Here is a 19,605-nt window from a genome sequence, read left to right as displayed (position 1 = left end):
GGTGTAGGGGACGCCGTTGTCGCGTTCGATGTTGTTGGGGTACAACCACAACGTCCCGTCAGACTTCCGGCCGATGAGGTCGGTGTAGCCGTCGCCGGTGACGTCGGCTCCGACGATCTGCGTGAAGGCGCCCCAGCCGGTGCCGATTTTGTAGGCGTCTTCGGTGGTGTAGGGGATGCCGTTGTCGCGTTCGATGTTGTTGGGGTAGAGCCAGAGGGTGCCGTCGGTCTTGCGGCCGACGAGGTCGGTGTAGCCGTCGCCGGTGACGTCGGCTCCGATGATCTGGTCGAAGACGCCCCAGCCCTTGCCGATCTGATACGCCTCATCGGTGGTGTAGGGGACGCCGTTGTCGCGTTCGATGTTGTTGGGGTACAACCACAACGTCCCGTCAGACTTCCGGCCGATGAGGTCGGTGTATCCGTCGCCGGTGACGTCAGCGCCGACGATCTTGTTGAAGACGCCCCAGCCGCTGCCGATCTGGTACGCCTCGTCGGAGCTGTAGGGGATGCCGTTGTCCCGCTCGATGTTGTTCGGATACAACCACAAAGCGCCGTCAGTCTTCCGACCGACGAGGTCGGCGTACGTGTCACCGGTGACGCTGTGGCCAGGCGGCCGGATGGCGGTGTTCGCACCCCACTGGCCGAAGTCCGTGGCGCGCGCCTCGTTGCGGTCGCAGTCGGCGCCGTCGACGGTGATGCCGTTCTGCACCTGGCGTAACTGTGCCCGGCTGTCCCAGCTGCCGCCGGACCAGGCGTAGGTCTGCCAGCCCCAGGTGATCTTGCCGGCGTCGAAGAGACGGTCGATGACGTAGTAACCGCCGTAGGCGCCGGTGCGGCTGCGACCGAGCACCGAGGCCACACCGTCGAAGTAGGAGTTGATGGCGGACTGCTGCGCCTCGGTGGCGTCGAAGTCGACACTGAAGTAGATCGGCCGGTTCGCCGGCATGCCGCAGGCGATCGCCTGGCGGTGCGCCTCCTTGGCGTTCGCGACCCCAGCGGAGTACCCGTTCAGCGCCTCGTTCGCCGAGTACTCCCAATTGGTGACGATGTCGAGCCCCGCAGCACGCAGCGCCTCGGCCTCGGTGCGCGTGAGATTCTTGCCGGAAGTGCTCCAGCTGACGTAGCGGCAGACGAAGGAGTATCCGGCGGCGACGATCGCACTGGGATCAGGGCGACCCCACGAATAGTCGATGCCTTTCCGGGTCGCCGCATGCGCGGGCGCGGCCAGCGACAATCCGGTGGCAGCGCCGAAAACGGTCGCGCCGGCGGCGCCCAGCAGCGCCCGGCGGGAGATTGATGTCATGCCATGCAGGGTTGGGCACCGGGCTTGAGCAATTCTTGAACGCGAATTGAATGCCCTGCGTCAGGCGTACGCGCACCTTCCCGCGCATGGCAGGCAACCGATGGGGGCCGCTGTGCGTCAGCGTAGGCATAGGGAAGCCTGCCGAGTCGAGAGCGGTGCTGGTCTACGCCGGACTGCTCGGCGTACTCGCTTCCACGGCGTGCGGGGGTGCGCCGCGGGAGCAGACCACGACGGCCGCGCCTCGGCTCGGCGCCATCCGGCCCCCTACCTCGGCGATCCCGTTGCCGTCCGATCGGGCGGCCGGCGACGGGATCGCCGTCCATCGGTCCGGGCGCACGCACCACTCGGAACTTGCACGGCTACCCGGAGCCGCAGGTCATCTTCCCTGCGGGCACCCTGGTCCAGTTCGCCGGGCGCAGGTTCGCCTGATCTACCCTTGACGGATGAGCCCGCGTCGTAACCTGCCTCGCAAGAGTGCCAAAGCGGGCCATCGAGACCTCAACGAGTCGGCCGCGCGCGGGGGCGTGGAGCTGGAATACGGCGCGGACGGCACTGACGGCGACTGGAATGTGCGCCACGTCACGGCGGGTGCTGCGACGAAGGCGTACCGGTGTCCCGGGTGTGATCACGAAATCCCGCCCGGTGTGGCGCACGTCGTAGCCTGGCCGGCCGACGGCCGGGGAGACTCGTCAGATCGGCGGCACTGGCACACCGCGTGCTGGCGGGCCCGCCACCGTCGTCAGCCGACCCGAAAGTTCATGTGATGACGCTGATCCGCGCGAACTCCATCCTGCCCGCCCGCCGTGAGGCGATCGAGCTGCATACGGCCGACGGGTTGCGGCTGATCGGCGAACTGTCGCTGCCGCTGGAGCGCGACCCGGTGGGCACGATCGTCTGCTTCCACCCGCTGCCCACGCACGGCGGGATGATGGACAGCCACATCTACCGCAAGGCGGCGTGGCGGCTGCCGGAGCTCGCCGGGCTGGCGGTGCTGCGGTTCAACAGCCGGGGCACGGAAAGCGTCCAGGGCAAGAGCGGAGGCTCGTTCGACGGCGGCGTCGGGGAGCGGTTCGACGTCGCTGCCGCCATCGAGTACGCCGAATTCGCCGACCTGCCGAACATCTGGGTGGTCGGGTGGTCCTTCGGCACCGATCTGGTGCTCAAGTACGGGGCCGAGCCGGGGATCGCCGGGGCGGTGCTGCTCTCGCCGCCGCTGCGGTTCTCCACCGACGAGGATCTCGCCCGCTGGGCCGTATCGGGACTGCCGATGAAGGTGCTGGTTCCGGAGTTCGACGACTACCTGCGGCCGGACGAGGCTCGGGCCCGCTTCGCGGCGATTCCGCAGGCTTCCGTCGTCGGGGTCGACGGGGCCAAGCACCTCTGGGTCGGGTACGCCGAACGGATCCTCGACGAGATCGTCCAGCTCGTTTCGCCCGGTACGCCGACTCCGCTGCCCGAGGAGTTCGACGGGCCCATGACGTCTGGCGATGCTTCCGCGTACGCGGATCGGACTGTTGCTGCTTTCGGCGGGCCACTCCCCAGCCCGGGGTCTTCGGGTTCCCCAGGGACGACGCAGGCTGCCGGTCCTGCGCAGGATGGCGCTCCTGCGCAGGATGGCGCTCCTGCGCAGGATGCCGGATAACGCGGCTATTCTCGCGAACTTAACCGCGTTATCCGGCATCCCGCGTCAGGAACTGAAGCGAAGCGTCGCCTTCGAGCAGGAGAAGGCTTCGGCGTACCGGGTCCGGCTCTCCATCCCGCGTACGCGCATGAGCCCGAAGAAAACCTCGTCGTCCCACCAGTCATGGGATTTCTGCGACGGGAAGGCGTCGTTCAGCACTTCCACTTTCCGCCGCGCGATCTCGTCGGTCAGCGGAACGTAGAGGTTGGGCCGGCCGAGGTCGCCGTCCCACTTCGGGATCTCGTAGTGCAGCACCAACTGGTCGCGGAAGGCCGACAGGGCGAGTTCCCCGATCAGCCGGTGATCCTGGTGGGCGTCCTGGGGTGACGGCACCAGAACCAGGTCGGCGGTGACCGTGGCGGCGGCCGACTGCAGGACCTGCTTGGTCTGCGCCCAGTGCCCCGGGAGTCGGCCGTCCGGCAGGTCGTGCAGGTCGAAGCTGAGTTCGGCGCCCGGCAGGCAGGCGGCGGCCGCTGCGCGCGCCTCCGCCTGCCGGTTCGCCGTGCCGGTGCAGAGCACATAGTGGACGCGTACGCCGGGGACGGCTGCCGCCAAGGTAAGCAGCAATCCACCGGCCGCGATCTCGATGTCGTCCGGATGGGCGCCGATCGCCACTACGGTGCGTACTTCGTCGGTCCCGAGGGAGAGCATCAGCCCACCAGCGCCGGGTTGGTCCACAGCATCCACGGCGCGAGACCGCGGTTGACGAGTTCTTCCATCTCGGCGCGGTCCTTGAAGGTGTCGACCGCGCGCCAGAAGCCCTTGTACCGCTGGGCCATCAGGCGGCCCTTCGGGTGCAGGCGGTCCAGCGCGTGCGGGACGATGTCCTCGCCTTCGCGCAGCTCGTCGAAGATGTCCGGCCGCATGATGAAGTAGCCGCCGTTCTCCCACTGGGTAAGCTCGTGGAAGCCCCGGATGCCGGTGACCTGGCCGTCGTCGTCGATGTCCAGGTAGTGGTGGGTCGAGAACGGCGGCACCGCCAGCATGCTGACCGTCTTGTCGGACGCGGCGAACTTGTCGATCATGTCCGGCAACGGCGCATCGGTCAGGGTGTCGGCGTAGTTGCACAGGAACATCGGCTCGTTCTCGACATGCGCGCGTACGCGCATCAGCCGTTCACCGATCGTCGACTGGTGCCCGGTGTTGATGAACGTGATGTTCCAGTCGGTGATGTCCGAGGAGAACAGCCGCACGTCGCCCGCGCTGCCCGACATGGTGAAGTCGTTGGACAGCGTCTCGTCGTAGTGCAGGAAGTAGTCCTTGACGACGTTCGCGCCGTAGCCCAGGCACAGCACGAAGTCGGTGTGCCCGAAGTGGGCGTAGTACCGCATCACATGCCACAGCAGCGGGCGCTCGCCGAGCAGCGCCATCGGCTTCGGCACCGCGCTACCGCCTTCGCGCATGCGCATGCCGAGCCCGCCGCAGAACAGGACGACCTTCACGGCCCTACACCACCTCGAGGTCGGGGATCGGGAAGACCAAGCGGCCGCCCCAGTCACGGATGTAGGAGAGCTGGGTGGTGATCTCCGCCCGCAGGTTCCACGGCAGCACCACGATGAAGTCCGGCCGGTCCCGCTCGATGCGCTCCGGCTCGTAGATCGGGATGTGCGTACCGGGGAGGAACCAGCCCTGCTTGTGCGGCGAGCGGTCCACGGTGTACTCGATCAGGTCGGACCGGATGCCACAGTGGTTGAGCAGCGTGTTCCCCTTGCCCGGCGCGCCGTAGCCGACCACGCGCTTGCCCTCGGCCCGCGCCGCGAGCAGGAAGCCGAGCAGGTCGCGCTTGATCGTGAAGACGCTCTTCTCAAACCCCCGATGGCCCTCCAGCGTGTGCAGCCCGGCGGCTTCCTCCACATCCAGGAGCGCCTTGACCCGCGCGATCGGCTCACCCGCCGCGTCGGCATGTTTCGCGTGTACGCGCAGCGAACCGCCATGGGTGGTCAGTTCCTCGACGTCGACGACGCTCAACCCGGCGGTGCCCAGGGCTCGGCTTGCGGTGAGCAGCGACAGGTACTGGTAGTGCTCGTGGTAGATGGTGTCGTACTGCCGCTGTTCGATCAGCCGCAGCAGATGCGGGAACTCCAGCGTCACGAGGCCGTCCGGCTTCACGAGCGCGGCCAGCCCGGCCGAGAACCCGACGAGGTCGGGGACGTGGGCGTACACGTTGTTGCCGGCGACCAGATCGGCACGGCCGAGGCGACCGGCGATCTCGGCGCCCGTCTCAGCGCCGAGGAACTGGACCTCGGTGCGAATCCCCTTGGCCCGCGCGACTTCGGCGATGTTCGCCGCGGGCTCGACACCGAGCACCGGCACCCCCGCCGCGACGAAGTGCTGGAGCAGGTAGCCGTCGTTGCTCGCGACCTCGGTGACGAGACTGTCCGGGCCGAGCTGGAGCCGGTCGACCATCTCGTCGGCGTACCGCTTCGCGTGCGCCACCCAAGAGGTGGAATACGAAGAGAAGTAAAGGTAGTCCGAGAAGATGTTCTCTCCCGCCACATGGGCGGGGAGTTGGACCAGAAGGCACTGCCCGCAGATCCGGACGTGCAGGGGATAGAACGTCTCCGCCGAGTCGAGCCGGTCCGCTGGGACATAGCTCTCGCACAGAGGGGACATCCCCAGGTCGACAAAGGTCTCAGTGACGTCAGCCCCACAAAGCCGACATTCCACCGCGTTCAGCGCGTTCAACGTCCCCCCAAGGGTGGTGGTGCCTGGGAATTCCCCGACTTTCTATCCAACGTCGGGGCCCAAGTGGGGCGTTAGTCGGCAAGTCGACAGGCGTCTAGACCCTGCTCAGACCGCGTCCGTACCTTGCTCATCGTGGCCGTTGCCGACCTTGCCGCCGGGCCCGAGCGAGTGCGGGTCCAGCCCGACCAGACGCGACTGCCCTCCCTGACCGGTCTTCGTTTCGTCGCCGCCGCTCTCGTCTTCGGCTTTCACGCGTACGTCCTGCATCTGGTGGACACCGGGACGACCGGGCGCGTCCTCGGCTGGTTTCTGGAGCCCGGCTCGTGCGGGGTGACCTTCTTCTTCATCCTCAGTGGATTCGTGCTGAACTGGTCGGCCCGCGACGGCGACACCGCGCGGCGCTTCTGGCAACGCCGGTTCGCCCGGATCTATCCGAGTCACCTGGTCATGCTGGCCGTCGCCGTCGCGCTGTTCCTGGCGAGCGGCAAGGCGGTCACAATGCTCGAATTGGCCGCCAACGTCCTGCTGATCCAACCCTGGTTCCAAGATCCCGGCATCTACTACGGGTTGAACACGGTCAGCTGGTCGCTCGCCTGCGAAATGTTCTTCTACCTGCTGTTCCCCCTGCTGGCGGTCGGCGTACGCCGAGTGCCCGCGCGCTGGCTGCGCTGGGCCGCTGCAGGCGGACTGGCCCTGGTCTGGCTCGTGCCGCTGATCACGCTGCTGCTCCCGGAGTCCGACCGGTACTGGGTGTTCTGGCTCTTCCCGATCGCGCGTACGCCCGAATTCGTCACCGGGATGCTGCTGGCTCGGGTCGTCCGCCAAGGACTGTGGCCCACCACCGCAATCGGTCCGGTGATCGGCGTCGCGGGACTCGGCTACCTCGCCTCGAACCTGCTGCCCTCAGAGTTCCAGCACGTGGCGTGGCCGGCGATCTTCTTCTCGGCGGTGATCGCGACTGCGGCCGCAGCCGACGCGGCGGGCAAGCCGAGCGTGTGGGGCGCCCGATGGGCGGTGTGGCTCGGTGAGGTCTCGTTCGCCTTCTACCTCGTGCACCTGCTCGTCCTGCGTACGGTGCTCAAGGTGACCGGGTACGAGCGCCCGCTCTGGCTGGAGGCCGGTCTGGTCCTGGGCTGTCTGGCGATCGCGGTCGGGGCGAGCTGGGTGCTGCATCGGACCGTCGAACTGCCCGGGATGCGCCTTCTGAGTCCCCGTTCGCGGCGACTCGCCGACCGGTCCGGCCACCTGCCGATGGCTGGTCATCCGACCCCCGCCGACCGACTGCCCAGATAGGGAGTCGGCAAGCTGACAAGCGCCTGGACCCTGGTCGGAGCGGTTATCAACAATGTCGGTCGGTCGAGACTCCGAGGGGACAACAGGGACTCATGCGCGTACTTCTCACTGGGCACGAGGGCTACATCGGCACCGTTCTGGCGGTTCGGCTGCGGGAGGCGGGCCACGACGTCGTCGGCCTGGACACCGGCTTCTTCGCGGACTGCATCCTCGGCCCGGCTCCGGCGGAGATCCCGGGGCTGCGGCTCGACCTGCGCGACGTCACTCCGGAGCCGCTGGCCGGCTTCGACGCGGTGATGCACCTCGCGGCGCTGTGCAACGACCCGATCGGCAACCTGAACCCGCAGCTCACCTACGAGATCAACCACCGGGCGACGGTACGCCTGGCCGACGCGGCCCGGACTGCGGGCGTAACCCGGTTCCTGTTCTCCTCCTCGTGCTCGCTCTACGGCGCGGGCTTGGGCGACAACGAGGGCGGCGACGAGGGCGATCGTGCGCTGACCGACCGCCCGTTCCTCGACGAGAACGCGGGCTTCGCCCCGGTCACCCCGTACGGTGAGTCGAAGATCCTCTCCGAGCAGGACATCACCGGGCTCGCCACCGACGACTTCTCGCCGACCTTCCTGCGCAACGCGACGGCGTACGGGTTCTCGCCCCGGCTGCGCGGCGACATCGTCGTCAACGACCTGACCGCCTCGGCCCTGCTGACCGGCCAGGTCCGGCTGCTCTCCGACGGGCGCGCCTGGCGTCCGCTCATCCACGTCGAGGACATCGCCGCCGCCTTCGTCGCCCTGCTGGAAGCGCCGCGCGAAGTGGTGCACGGCAAGGCGTACAACATCGCCCAGACCAGTGAGAACTATCTGATCCGGGATGTCGCCGAGCTGGTGGCCGAGGTGGTGCCGGGCAGCCGGGTCACCTTCGCCGACAACGCCGCGACCGATCTGCGCGACTACCGGGTGAGCGGCGATCTCGTCGCGGCCGAGGTGCCCGGATTCAAGCCACAGTGGACGGTACGCACCGGTGCTGAGCAGCTGCTCGAGGCATACCAGCGGCACGGGCTGACCGAGGAGGCGTTCCGCGGCAAGTTCCAGCGGATCCGGCGCATCCAGCAGCTCACCGCGGACGGCCGGGTCGACGGCGAACTGCGGTGGAGCGCCTGATGACCGACTGCGTCGCGTGCGGCGCGGGCACCCTGGTCGAGTTCGCCGACCTGGGCGGGATTCCCGTCCTGTGCGGCGTGCACTATGCGACCCAGGACGAGGCGGTCGCCTCGCCGCTCGGCCGGATGCTCCTCGGCTACTGCGAGAACTGTGCGTACGTGCGCAACCTCGGCTTCGATCCGCAGATCATGGTCTACGACACCACGATGGACACGAATCTGCACCACTCGGCCGCGTTCCGCAGCTTCTCGACCGATCTGGTCGAGGGCCTCGCCGAGCGGCATGAGCTGGCCGGGCGCCGCATCCTCGACATCGGCTGCGGGCAGGGCGAGTTCCTACGCGAGCTGTGCGAGCACACCGGCGCGACCGGGTTCGGCTTCGATCCGATGTACGCCGGAACGCCCGGCTCCGACCCGTCGGGGGCGTTCTTCGTCTCCGGGCGGGCGCCGCTCGACGAGCCGGACCAGCTGCCGGACTTCGACTTCGTGACCTCCCGGCACTGGTTCGAGCACGAGGACGACCCGGGAACCTTCCTCTCGGCGCTGCGTGAGCGCGCCGGCGATCATGAGGTACGCGGCTACCTCGAGGTGCCCGATGCCGGATACGACCTGGCCACGGCGGGCTGGGAAGTGATCTACCCGCACGTGTCGTACTTCGACTCGGTGGCGCTCGCCGCGATCGTCGAACGGTCGGGCTGGCACGTGATCGCCGAGGGGACCTGGTTCAGCGGCATGTTCCGCTACATCGAGTTCTCGACCCGCCCGGGCGACTTCGCCACACCCGACCGCACGGCGGCCCGGGATCGGCAGCTCGTCGCGGTACGCGGCTTCGCCGAACGGCATCGCCAGGAGCTGGACCGCTGGCACTCGACCCTGGCGGCGCTCCGGGACGCCGGTCAGCGTCCGGTGCTGTGGGGTGCGGGTTCCCGGGGCGTGCAGTTCCTGACCCAGGTCGACCCCAAGGTGGAGCTGTCGGCGGTGGTCGACGTGAACCCCCGCAAGTGGGGGCGGTACCTGCCGGTCACTGGTCATCGGGTCGACCCGCCGGAGAGCCTGCGCGAGATCCGGCCGGGCGCGGTCGTCATCACCAACCCGGCGTACACCGCCGAGATCGCGCGGTCGCTGGCCGAGCTCGGTCTCGACGCCCAGATCCTCACCGCGTAGGCCGCCGTCGTCCTGCGCCCTAATGCCTTTCCAACCAAGGAGCGCCGCCATGCAGGCAAGCTCAGCCAGCACCGAGAAGACCACGGAATATCGGGTCGGCCAATGGGTCGAGGTGCGTACCGCCGAAGAGATCATGGCGACGCTGGACGACAAGGGTGACGTGGACGCCCTGCCGTTCATGCCGGAGATGCTCCAGTACTGCGGCCGCCGTCTCCGGGTGGGCAAGGTCGCCAACAAGGTCTGCGACACGATGACCCGGAGCGGGATGCGCCGCATGGAGAACGCGGTTCACTTGATGGGTGTCCGGTGCGACGGTTCCTCCCACAGTGGATGTCAGGCTGCGTGCCTCATCTACTGGAAGACCGATTGGATCAAGCCGGCCGACGGACCGGGCGACTCGGCAGAGCCGATCGAGGCCGATCACAAGGTCTTCGTGCAACTCACCGAGCGCGCTCAGGTGATCGCGCCGGACGGCAGTGACGTCTATCGTTGTCAAGCGACGGAGATCCTGCGCGCCGCGCCCGAAGTCCTCCCGTTGCTCGACTTCGGGCAGTACGCCCAGGACATCCGTACGGGCAACGCCGGAATCCGGGCGGTGAGCCGGGCGTTTCTGGTCGGGTTCTTCAACCGGTACCAGCAGTTCAGCGCGCGGAAGCTGCCGAAGTGGCTGCGGATTCGAGGCGGCCTCACGTGGGGCTTCCTGCGTGGTTCCGAGGGGCCCACGCCGACCGGGCGCACCGACCTCCAGCCCGGCGAGCTCGTCCGGGTGAAGTCGAAGGAGGAGATCATGAAGACGCTGAACACCGATCTCCTCAACCGCGGCCTGGGCTTCGATGCGGAGATGGCCCGGTTCTGCGGGCAGACCGCGCGAGTGCTGCGCCGGATCGACACCATCGTCGACGAGAACACCGGGAAGATGTTGCGGATGAAGAGTCCCTGCATCGTCTTGGAGGGCGTCGTCTGCGAGGGGGCGTTCAGCGCCAACTGTCCCCGGGCGATCACCGCGTACTGGCGCGAGATCTGGCTCGAGCGGGTGGAGCCGGCCGAGCCGGTCCGCGGGCTCGAGCGGGAGGCGGCGACGGCATGACCACGACGGTGTCCGAGCAAGAGCAGCCGGGCGGCCTGCGCCGCTTGGCTGGTAAGGGCCTGAGCTGGAGCCTGCTCGGCACCGTCGGCACGAAGATCGCGTCGTTCGGGGTGGGGCTGATCCTGGCCCGCCTGCTGACCCCGGCCGACTTCGGCGGATTCGCAGTCGCATCGGCCGTCGCGTTCTTCGCCACGCACATCAGCGACATGGGCATCATTGCCGCCGTCGTGCAATGGCGCGGCCTCAAGACCGATTCGACCCGGGACGAGCGCGCTCAGCTGCTTCAGGTCGCGCCCACCGCGACCAGCCTCGCCCTGCTGTTCAGCGTCGTGATCTACGGCGCGGTCTGGGTCGGCGCGCCCGCCCTCGGGGCCCTCGCCGGTGGCGACGTCGACGCGGCCAACCTCATCCGGCTGCTGAGCCTGGCCGTGCTGATCGACGGACTCACCGCCGTCCGGGCGGCTGCGCTGATGCGGCAGTTCCAGCAGGACAAGCTGACCAAGGCCAACTTCGCCGGCTTCGCCGCGTCGGCCGTGCTGTCGATCGTCCTGGCGCTCGCCGGGTCCGGGGCGTACGCCTTCGCCGTGGGGCAGGTCGTCGGAGCGGCGGTCACCGGCGTCATGGTGCTGGCGTACGCGAAGGTCGGCTACGGCATCGGGTTCGACCGGAAGATCGTCGGCGCGTTGATGAAGTTCGGCCTGCCGTTGACCGCCAGCATGGGCGTGGAAGCCGTCGTCACGAACGCCGACTACATCATCGTCGGCCGATACCTCGGTGGTGTCGCGCTCGGGTACTACCTGCTGGCCTTCAACATCTCAGGCTGGGCGCAGGGGATCGTCGGCTCGGCGATCCGCTACGTTTCCATCGCGGCGTTCTCCCGGTTGGCCGGTCGCGGCGACGACTCGTTCGCGCGAGGAGTGCAGAAGTCGTTGCGGCTGCTGATCCTCGGCGTGATCCCGATCTGCGTACTGATGGCAGTGCTCGCGCCGCAACTCGTGCACGTCCTGTACGGGCCGAAGTGGCTGCCCGCCGTCATCGTGCTGCAGTTCCTCACCGTTCTCACCGGCGTACGCCTCGTGACGTCGTTCGCGCTGGACTCGCTGGCCGGAGCCGGCATCAGCCGCTCGGCCCTCTGGGTCAACCTGGGCTGGACCGTCGCCCTCGTCCCGACGTTGATCATCGCCACGCAACTCGGGGGCACCCGGGGAACGGCGATCGCCCATGGGGTGGTCAGCGTGCTGGTGGCCCTGCCCTTGTGCGCGATCGCCCTCCGCAAAGCCGGCGTACGCGTCTGGCCGGTGATCCGCTCGGCCGGCCGGCCGCTGCTGGCCGGGGCCATCGCCGGGCTCGCCGCGCACGCCGTCGTCGCGACGACCGGGTTCCAGCCCGTCGTCGACCTGATCGCCGCCGGGATCGCCGGCCTCACCTCCTACGTCGCCGTCGCGATCGCGCCCAGCACGCTGCGGCGATGGGCCCTGCGCCTGTCCCGGAAGACGGCACCAGCCGTCAGTTAGCTCCGTTCCCTGGTGTTCGGCCGTATCTCGGCCCGCGCTCTGACGCCGATCTGCTCAAGAGTCGGTGACCTCCCGTGCTTCGTAACACAGCAAAGATCTCTAAACGTCACTGTCTGGAACCCGACAGTCCGTCTCGTACGAATGGATGATCGCCATAGAGATTGGCATCCATCAAGATCTCTACCACATATTTGAATACTCACGGGGAGGTCGCTGTGTTACACAGCCCTGTCGTTGTCGTATCCGCAGGTAGACGGTCGAGGTGGCGCGGGGCTCTGGCTGCCGCGATGTCTTTGGCCCTGACGGTTTCGCTGGGCGTGTGGGTGCCTGAGCAAGCGAAAGCCGTAAACGCTTCCGCACCGAAGAAAGAGTGTCCAGTGTCGCGGCCGGATGAGGCAGCCGCGCATGCTACGGCCAACGTTTGTGGCGGCAAGGTGGAGATCTTGTCGTTGACGTCGGAGACGCAGCGGGTGTGGGCGAATCCGGACGGCTCACGGTCGGTGGAGCAGACGGCGGTGCCGGTACGCACCCAGAAGCCGGACGGCTCGTGGGCCGACATCGATCTGACCCTCGTCGCGGGCGCGGATGGGACGGTCGCGCCTCGGGTGCATCCCGGTGATCTGCGGATCACGGGTTCTCAGCCGGCGGGGGAGCACACCCTCGCCGCGTCGGGCAAGGGCGACGACCGGGTGGCGATGCTGTACACCGGGGCGCTGACGACACCGACCCTGGAAGCGAATCGGGCCACCTACGCCGATGTCCGCCCCGGGATTGATCTGGTGGTGGAGGCGACCCGGACCGGGTTCGAGCAGCTGTTCGTGGTGCACGACCGGGCCGCCTTGGCCGAGGTGGCCAGCCTGTCACTCCCGGTGGTCGGGGCTGGCCTGGCGTCGCACAAGCTGCGCGCCGACGGCGTGACCGAGCTGCGGAACAAGGCGGGCAAGGTGTTCGCGACGGTGCCGCCGGCGCGGATGTGGGACGCCGCGACGGACGCACGTGGGCTGCCGAAGAACGAGAAGGTCGTAGCGACCAGCGTGTCGAAGCGGGTGGCGGGCAAGCGGGCCGGTGCCGGCGATCAAGCGCTGACTGCCAAATCCGGCCTGGCGTTGGGGCTGAAGCCCGATGCTGCTTGGCTGGCTGACAACTCCCGCCAGTTCCCGATCACGATCGACCCGTCGCTGTCGTTGCAGTACCCGTCCAGTGACCTGTTCTGGGTCGAGGGTTCGTCGACCGCGCACACCGGGGACAACAATCTGCAGGTCGGGTTCCTTGACACCGATTCGAAGATCCGCCGGTCAGGGATCGCCTGGTCGTCGTCGGCGTGGACGCACTCGTACATCACCGGGGCGACGATGTCGCTGTACAACTACTGGTCCGGTGCCTGCGCCGCCGCCTCGTGGGAGGTGTGGCGGCTGACCGGCGCCTTCGGCACAACCTGGGCGACGATGCCGACGTGGTCGTCGCTGGAAACGTCGTCCACTCTCACGCGTGGCTATGACCCCGCGTGCGCCAACGGGGCGGACGGCTATGTGACCGTGGACGTGAAGTCGTTCTTCCAGAAGGCCGCCAACGCCGGTGAGACCACTGCGTACATGGGTTTGAAGGCCACCAACGAGACCAGCGTCTCGGCCTGGAAGCAGTACCGGTCCACCGAATGGTCGGCGTCGTCGGCCTGGCCCTACATCAACATCACCTACTGGCCGCTGTCGAAGGTCGCCGCGATGGGCACCACCCCGTCGACCGCGTGCGCCACGTCCGGCACCCTGCCGCGGGTCAACACCCTGACCCCGACCCTCGCCGCGACGATCAGCAACCCGAACGGCGGCAGCATGTACGGCCGGTTCGAGGTCCAGACCGCCGACGGCACCAGCACCGTGATCCCGACCGTGACCACTGCCCCGGCAACCTCGGGCGCCACCGTCACCTACGCAATTCCAGCAGGCAAGCTGACTGAAGGAGCATCCTATCGGTGGCATGCCGCTGGCGACGACAACCACATCTGGTCCGGTGACGGTCTCACACCGCAAACCTGGTCCGCGTGGTGCGCGTTCACCGTCGACACCACACCCCCATCCAGCGTGTCCGTCACGAGCACCAGCCACGCGTCGCCAGCCAACTGGTACGCCGCCAGCACGTTCGCGGGCACGGCATCAGCGTCGGACGCCTCGGCGATCGCCGGATACTCGATCGTCTGGGACAAGGTTGCCACCACCCTGCCCGGCACGACCGTGACGCAGACCTCGGCGAGCATCACCAAGACAGGTCTGACCGACGGCACGAACTACGTCCACGTCCGGGCGATCGATGCGGCCGGGAACTGGTCGGCGACCGCGGCGCACTTCGCGGTCAACGTCGACACCACCGCTCCCGGCGTACCCGGATCGCTGGCCTCGTCGACGCATCCGATCGCGACCCAGTGGTACAACTCCCGGACTGTGACAGCTACGTGGACCGCGCCGACCGACACGTCGGGCATCAACGCGTACGCGGTCACGATCGACCAGAACGCCACGACGATCCCGTCCTCGACCGGCTCCGGATCCACCCTTCTCGGCTCCGGTACGCGGACGTTCACCAACACGGTGGCCTCTGACGGTGTCTGGTACGTGCACGTGCGGGCCAAGGACAACGCCGGAACCTGGTCGGCGTCCGCAGCTCATTTGAAGGTGCAGATCGACACCGCTTCCTTGTTGGGTGCGGTGATCACCTCCAGCACCCACCCGGACCAGACCGCGGCCTACGACGCGACCAGCTTCACCGGCTCGTGGACACCGCCCAGCGGCACCATCGTGGGCTACTCGGTCGCGATCGACCAGACCGTCGGCACCGTCCCGGGCACCACCGTCACGCAGACGGGCACCAGCTACACCGGCACCTACGCCAGCGGAACCTGGTATCTGCACGTGCGCGCCAAGACTTCGGCGGGCAACTGGGGCGTGACCTCGACGTTCATGTTCACAGTGGACACCGTCGCTCCGGTCGCCCCGACGATCACCTCCGACACCGTGACCGCCAACGCCTGGACTGGCGGCGCCGGCGAAACGGGCACGTTCACCGCAGCCCCCGGCACATCGACCGACGTCATCCACTACTACTACGGCCTCGACACCGACCCGTCCGGTACGCCGGTCGACGTGTCCACCGGTGAATCAGGAACGATCACCCTCGCGGGGTTGACCATAGGCGAACACGTCCTGAAGGTCGTCTCCGTCGACAGGGCCGGCCACTGGTCACCCGTCACCTCGTACGGGTTCGCGATCGGCTCACCGGGCACCGTCACGTCCCCGACAACCTCCACCACCACGGCGGGAACCACGCTGGTCAAGGTGACCGGAGACGCGGCGACAACCGGGCTGACCCTGCAATGGCGGCGTGCCGACGCCGACACGTGGCAGACGGTCCCCGCCACCGACGTACGCCTCAACACCGGTGGCACAGCGGTGACCTGGCCGGTCGCCACCACCGGAAGCGGCGCTTACCCGGCGTTGAAATGGGACCTCGCCGCCACCGTCAACGCAGCAGAAACCGGAACGGATCCAGTCGACGGCCCGCTTCAAGTACGCGCCCTGTTGACCACCGCGGCCGGAAACACCGGGGGCAGTGATGGCGTCAAGTTCGCGCTGGATCAGGCGATGGGCGACGCGGCCAGCGCGTCCGTCGGACCGGCCTCGGTCAACCTACTCACTGGCAACGCCACACTCTCTGGTGCCGACGTGTCGCTTGCTGGCTTGGGTGTGACCCGGTCCTTCAACACTCGTAAGGCGTCTCTCGCCGACGGGACTGGCATGTTCGGTCCGGGGTGGACCGCTGGGTTCGGCACGATGTCCGCTCCCTATACCGACCTGTCGCGCAACGGTTCCATGGTCACGGTGACGCTGCCGGACGCCACGACCTTCGCGTTTACCGAGAAGTCAGACGGCACCGGCTACGCTCCGCAGCTCGGCTACGAGAACCTCTCGCTGACCTACGACAGCGCCGCCAACACTTACACGATCACCGACAAGTCCACAGCGATCACCGTGTTCAAGCGGCAGACGCCCGACCCGGCCGACACCTGGTACCCATACGTGGTCACGCCAGCTGGATCGAAGGACACGGTCAGCTATTCGTGGGAGAAGACCACGGTCGACTCCGCCACCGTGGTCCGCCCGACGCGGCTGCTAGGCCCGATCCCCGGCAACATCGCCTGTGACGCAACCTTGACCGCCGCGTCGAACCGGGGCTGCCGAGCAATCTGGTTCACCTACGCCACCTCCACGACGGCCACGTCCACGAGCGAGTCGGGCTGGGGCGACTACACCGGCCGGGTCAAGAACATCAGCTTCACCGCCTGGGACCCGGCGACTTCCGCAATGGTCACCGTCGAAGTCGTCCACTACACGTACGATTCCAACGGACGCCTGCGTGTCGCCTACGACCCCCGACTGGACCACGACGGCGGCCAGCACCTGGTCACCAAGTACGGCTACGACGGCGATGGGATCCTCAACCAGATCACACCTGTCGCTCAGGAACCGTGGAACCTCGCCTTCACTACGCTGCCGGGCGACTCCGGCAAGGGCCGTCTCGCCTCGGTCTCCCGCAGCGCGCTGACGGCCGGCACCGCGGTGTCGACGATCGTCTACCGGGTGCCCACCTCGGGCAGCGGTGCACCCTACGACCTGTCCTACGACCAAACCAAGCGCTGGGCACAGGACATTCCGCCGGTCGCCGCGACCGCGGTCTACCCACCCACCCAGACTCCCAGCGGCAACCAAGCCAGCGGGACAATGCCCGGCTCCTACGAGCGCGCCACCATCACCTACATGGACGCCGACGGCCGAGAGGTCAACACTGCGGAGCCCGGCGGCGGAATCTCTACTACCTGGTACAACGCAAAGTGGGGCGCGGTTTCGGCGGAGTTGACTGCGGGCAACCGGCAGGCTGCTCTCGACGCCTCGCCTTATGATGACGCGACCAGCGAGTATTGGCAGGCGATCTTCCGGCAGACGATCAACGAGTACGATGACTTCACCGGATGGCATGTCTCGGAGATTCAGCCTCGTCACTGGGTGCTGCTGACCAACGGTACTCTGGTGTGGGAAAACGTCCGTACTCACGACACCCATCAGTATGAGTTGTTGGTCGAGCAGCGGACGGCGGTCATGCAGTGGGACGCCAGCGGCTACCACGAATATGACGCCCGTATCAACACTACGGACTACGACTGGGCGCTCAAGCAGCCGATCAGTCAGGTCACGGATCCGGACGGGCTCGCACTGACGACCCGCTACTCCTACGACAGCGCTGGCCGGGTCGTGTCCCAGACGAACCCCGCTGGAGGGTCGTCTGATACGACGCCATCCACGCGGATCACCGTTTACTACACCGCGATCGACAATGAGACCTACCCCCAGTGCGGCGGCCACGCCGAATGGGACGGCCTAGTCTGCATCACAAAGACCGGCGGACAGCCTGCTTCGGGCCCCGAGTTGCCGATCACGACCACTACCTACAACTTCTACGGCAGCCCCGTAACGACAACCGAGTCGACCAATGGCGGGACGTTGCGTACTGCGACGGTCGTCTATGACACCGCTGGCCGGGCGGTCGACACCACAATTAGCGCACCGGGTCTCGGCCAGGCTCTGGAGAAGCGCCGCGCGGTCTACGACGCATACAGCGGACAGGCGGTCCGCAGCCAGACCCTGGACGGCTCGGGAACAGTGACGGCGCAGATCATCCGCACTTTCGACACCCTCGGGCGTCAGACGTCATACACCGATGCCGACGGCAACCTGTCTACAACCACCTACGACATCGCGTCCCGAGTCGCTACGACCAACGATGGGCTTGCAACGCGGGCCTACACCTACGACGGCGGTTCGGAGCGCAGGGGTCTGCCGACACAGGTCGTCGACTCGCTTGCTGGGACCTTTAGCGCCGCCTATGACGCCGATGGCAAGGTGACGAGTCAAACCTGGCCGAATGGGGTGCTTGTCGAGACCGTCTACAACGAGGTGGGAGACGGAACCGGAATGACCTACAGACTGCCTAGCTGCGGCACATCCAACTGCACCCTCTACGCGGAGTCTGTACAGCCCGGCGTCCATGGCCAATGGCTGTCCCGCAGTTCTACCCTCTCTAACCAGGATTTCGCGTACGACGTTGCCGGCCGACTCGTTCAGGTAAAGGACACCGTGAGCGGGCAATGCACCGTGCGGGCATACTCCTATGGTGCGGGAACGAACCGTACGGGCCTGACAACCTATGGCCCCGGTTCGAATGGAGAGTGCCAGACTTCGACCGCGGCTGGAACAACTAATTGGAATTACGACGCGGCCGACCGGCTCGGCACCAACGGCTATGCGTACGACGATCTCGGTCGGACAACGACGATGCCCGGCGTTGACACGGCCATCCCAAATCAGGGATCTGCGACCATGACCTACTACGTGAACGACATGACTCACACAGTCGGCCAGGGCAACCGTACGACCACCTATACGCTCGACGTCGTCTCCAACCGGATCAGGTCCTGGACTGATGACGTTGCAGGGACGATAACAGCGAAAGGTAACCACTATTCAGAGGATGGCGATCGTCCTATCTGGACTGACGAGGGTAATGGCTCGATGTCACGAATCCTGGTCAGCATCGGCGGAATGGTCGGTACGCAAAGCAGCAGCGTCAACCGAACCTGGATGATTTCCAGTTTGCACGGTGACCTCGTGGCTGGCATTGCCGAGGGCGCCGTCGGGTTGACCTACACCGGAGAATACGATGAATCGGGGAAGCCGAGGAACGCCAGCGATGCTGGGACCCGGCGCTATGGCTGGCTGGGATCGGCACAGCGCGCAGCCGATAACCCTGCTGGTCTCGTGCAGATGGGCGCGCGATTGTATGCGCCAGGCAGTGGACGCTTCCTGTCGACCGACCCGATATTCGGAGGAAACGCAAACCCCTACGAGTACTGCGCGGGTGACTCATTGAACTGTGCGGATACATCTGGTAAGTGGAGATATCTCTACAAGCACAAGCACTGGTACTGGGTGCCGTTCTTCGGTTGGGCGGGCTATGGCGATGTGGCCATCAAGCTTACCAAGAAGGAGACGTTCGAGGTCTACGACTGGGGTCAGGTCACTCTGTTCTGGCTTGGCGTGATCGGCGGATTGGTCGGGGCATTCACGGCAGGTATCGGAGCTATCATCTACACGATGATCATGGGTATGCTCGGCTGGATCTGGACGGTTGCCTGGTACGCACAGAAGCGTGGCAAATGCGAAGTAATCTGGGCCTACGGAGCCAAGGCTCCGGCTAATGCGGCCGTCTATGGTGGAGGCGCCTGGTGGACGAGCTGCTGATTCGCGGGCCAATCCTGCTCGCCGGGTTCATGGGCGTGATTGGCGTGGTCGTCGGCGCGGTGGCGATTGTACTCGGGCGTACGCCGCGGGTTCCCTCTCGCCTGGGTCAGCCAACCCCGCGACAATTCGGCACGGCTGTGATCCTGTTCGGCGGTGGAGTCGCGGTTCAGTCCGTCGCATTCACTGTTGTTCCTCGCGAATCCGTTGCGGTTGTCCTGATGTGGCTGGTCGGAATAGCTGCGATCGTGGCTGCTCTGGCGGTGATTTCGGTGAAGTGGGGCAACCGCGTGTAAGGAGACCGCTGCTCGGTTCACGCCTTGGGTGAGAACCGAGCAGCGGCATTGAGCTTCCCGGCCGATGCAAAGCGGGGCGCGCCG

At 66.9% G+C, this 19,605-nt stretch carries 12 protein-coding genes and 1 pseudogene; 9 read left to right on the top strand and 4 right to left on the bottom strand.

The window, feature by feature from the left end:
• A partial coding sequence (locus HOV77_RS30675; RefSeq protein ID WP_290868515.1) for a glycoside hydrolase domain-containing protein occupies positions 1-1,302 on the bottom strand: 1,302 nt, incomplete at its 3' end.
• Positions 1,303-1,745: 443 nt separating this feature from the next.
• On the opposite strand from HOV77_RS30675, the gene HOV77_RS30670 reads away from it, so the two are divergent.
• Positions 1,746-2,066, top strand: coding sequence for a hypothetical protein (locus HOV77_RS30670; RefSeq protein WP_290868512.1), 321 nt, complete (start codon positions 1,746-1,748; stop codon positions 2,064-2,066).
• Positions 2,063-2,854: pseudogene (locus HOV77_RS30665) on the top strand (alpha/beta hydrolase); the annotation flags it as partial. The gene HOV77_RS30670 and the pseudogene HOV77_RS30665, both read left to right, overlap by 4 nt.
• A 135-nt stretch (positions 2,855-2,989) precedes the next feature.
• Here HOV77_RS30665 and HOV77_RS30660 read toward each other — a convergent pair.
• The 3 genes from HOV77_RS30660 to HOV77_RS30650 are packed head-to-tail and all read right to left on the bottom strand — an operon-like array spanning position 2,990 to position 5,650.
• Complete coding sequence (locus HOV77_RS30660; protein WP_290868509.1) at positions 2,990-3,634, bottom strand: PIG-L family deacetylase; 645 nt, start codon at positions 3,632-3,634, stop codon at positions 2,990-2,992.
• On the bottom strand, positions 3,634-4,425 hold the full coding sequence (locus HOV77_RS30655; RefSeq protein WP_290868506.1) for a glucose-1-phosphate cytidylyltransferase: 792 nt from the start codon (positions 4,423-4,425) through the stop codon (positions 3,634-3,636). The genes HOV77_RS30660 and HOV77_RS30655 overlap by 1 nt, the downstream gene beginning before the upstream one ends.
• Positions 4,426-4,429: 4 nt before the next feature.
• Positions 4,430-5,650 carry a class I SAM-dependent methyltransferase gene (locus tag HOV77_RS30650; protein WP_290868517.1) on the bottom strand — a complete coding sequence of 407 codons (1,221 nt, stop codon included), beginning with the start codon at positions 5,648-5,650 and terminating at the stop codon, positions 4,430-4,432.
• Positions 5,651-5,800: 150 nt separating this feature from the next.
• Between HOV77_RS30650 and HOV77_RS30645 the strand changes: the two genes are divergently transcribed.
• The 7 genes from HOV77_RS30645 (at position 5,801) to HOV77_RS30615 (ending at position 19,521) form a co-directional block, all read left to right on the top strand.
• Positions 5,801-6,961: an acyltransferase gene (locus HOV77_RS30645; protein WP_290868503.1), complete on the top strand. Its 1,161-nt coding sequence runs from the start codon at positions 5,801-5,803 to the stop codon at positions 6,959-6,961.
• 92 nt (positions 6,962-7,053) lie between these two features.
• Entirely contained in the window at positions 7,054-8,121 is a 1,068-nt protein-coding gene (locus tag HOV77_RS30640; protein WP_290868500.1) for an SDR family oxidoreductase, read from the top strand.
• Positions 8,121-9,284, top strand: a complete 1,164-nt coding sequence (locus HOV77_RS30635; protein ID WP_290868498.1) for a class I SAM-dependent methyltransferase — start codon at positions 8,121-8,123, stop codon at positions 9,282-9,284. The genes HOV77_RS30640 and HOV77_RS30635 overlap by 1 nt, the downstream gene beginning before the upstream one ends.
• A gap of 49 nt (positions 9,285-9,333) precedes the next feature.
• Complete coding sequence (locus HOV77_RS30630) at positions 9,334-10,371, top strand: hypothetical protein (RefSeq protein ID WP_290868495.1); 1,038 nt, start codon at positions 9,334-9,336, stop codon at positions 10,369-10,371.
• Positions 10,368-11,885, top strand: coding sequence for an oligosaccharide flippase family protein (locus tag HOV77_RS30625; RefSeq protein ID WP_290868492.1), 1,518 nt, complete (start codon positions 10,368-10,370; stop codon positions 11,883-11,885). The genes HOV77_RS30630 and HOV77_RS30625 overlap by 4 nt, the downstream gene beginning before the upstream one ends.
• Positions 11,886-12,328: 443 nt before the next feature.
• Positions 12,329-19,228, top strand: coding sequence for an RHS repeat-associated core domain-containing protein (locus tag HOV77_RS30620; RefSeq protein WP_290868490.1), 6,900 nt, complete (start codon positions 12,329-12,331; stop codon positions 19,226-19,228).
• The gene (locus tag HOV77_RS30615) at positions 19,213-19,521 is read left to right on the top strand and encodes a hypothetical protein (protein ID WP_290868487.1); all 309 of its coding nucleotides are present in this window, start codon (positions 19,213-19,215) and stop codon (positions 19,519-19,521) included. The genes HOV77_RS30620 and HOV77_RS30615 overlap by 16 nt, the downstream gene beginning before the upstream one ends.
• Positions 19,522-19,605 lie beyond the last annotated feature (84 nt).

Source organism: Hamadaea sp. (genome assembly GCF_013362815.1).
Lineage (GTDB): Bacteria > Actinomycetota > Actinomycetes > Mycobacteriales > Micromonosporaceae > Hamadaea.
Note: the sequence above shows the minus strand (reverse complement) of the source record. Positions and strands in the feature narration are given on the sequence as shown.

What these genes read in the sequence shown, in the direction of transcription:
- HOV77_RS30670 (WP_290868512.1), top strand. Translation starts at nt 1,746, where the DNA reads ATGAGCCCGCGTCGTAACCTGCCTCGCAAGAGTGCCAAAGCGGGCCAT.
- HOV77_RS30660 (WP_290868509.1), bottom strand. Translation starts at nt 3,634, where the DNA reads ATGCTCTCCCTCGGGACCGACGAAGTACGCACCGTAGTGGCGATCGGC.
- HOV77_RS30640 (WP_290868500.1), top strand. Translation starts at nt 7,054, where the DNA reads ATGCGCGTACTTCTCACTGGGCACGAGGGCTACATCGGCACCGTTCTG.
- HOV77_RS30635 (WP_290868498.1), top strand. Translation starts at nt 8,121, where the DNA reads ATGACCGACTGCGTCGCGTGCGGCGCGGGCACCCTGGTCGAGTTCGCC.
- HOV77_RS30630 (WP_290868495.1), top strand. Translation starts at nt 9,334, where the DNA reads ATGCAGGCAAGCTCAGCCAGCACCGAGAAGACCACGGAATATCGGGTC.
- HOV77_RS30625 (WP_290868492.1), top strand. Translation starts at nt 10,368, where the DNA reads ATGACCACGACGGTGTCCGAGCAAGAGCAGCCGGGCGGCCTGCGCCGC.